Below are 734 nucleotides of genomic sequence, written 5' to 3'. Positions count from 1 at the left end.
ACTTCGAATTCAGATATTGAACTTATCCCGTTAAAACATGAACTCACAGAAATGTGTATTGTAGATGTTCCGGACGAAATTCGCGACTTGGGATTTACAGTCATGTGCGGACCTTTCTTTTCTGTGATGCCGTTTCCATCAATAGGCATGCATTCTTTTAGCCACGTTCGTTATACGCCACATTATGAATGGCATGATAAAGATAGTGGCAGTTTTATTGATCCCCATGAACGAATTTGTTCTGCCAAAATGCACACAGCTTGGCAATATATGATTAACGATGCATCTCGATATATGCCAATTTTACAAGAGTGCAGGTATCAGAAATCGCTGTGGGAGGTTAAAACACTTTTACCAAGAAGTGAGACAGATGATTCTCGACCAATATTATTTAGACCAAATCATGGAATTAAAGGCTTCCACTGCGTAATGGGGGGCAAAATAGATAATGTCTATGATGTTGTTGAAGCTATAGAAAATATGAACTTGGTTTAACTTCAACGGATAATGAGATGAAAAGCGATTATTTAACTCTGTGGCCGAAAAAAAATTCCAATGGAGAGTTTTCCTTTTATTGTTAGCCATCTTCTCTCTTGCGATTGGGTGCAAACCTAATGGATTACCTGTTGCATTTTTCTTATTTGGATGGTGGTTTTTTACCAATCAAAATATTAAAAGTAGAATTTCTAAATTAATATTGGTTTTTGCTTCAATATGTCTGGTTTTAATTATCC

The 734-nt window shown here is 36.1% G+C and carries 2 pseudogenes; both read left to right on the top strand.

The window, feature by feature from the left end:
* A pseudogene (locus NNN71_RS24825) lies at window positions 1-495 on the top strand (amino acid oxidase); the annotation flags it as partial.
* A 40-nt stretch (window positions 496-535) separates the two neighbouring features.
* Window positions 536-734: pseudogene (locus NNN71_RS24820) on the top strand (hypothetical protein); the annotation flags it as partial.

This window comes from Kluyvera sp. Awk 3 (genome assembly GCF_028069715.1).
GTDB classification, from domain to species: Bacteria; Pseudomonadota; Gammaproteobacteria; order Enterobacterales; family Enterobacteriaceae; genus Kluyvera; species Kluyvera georgiana_A.
The sequence above is the reverse complement of the archived record's forward strand: the minus strand, read 5'-3'. Positions and strand labels throughout refer to the sequence as shown.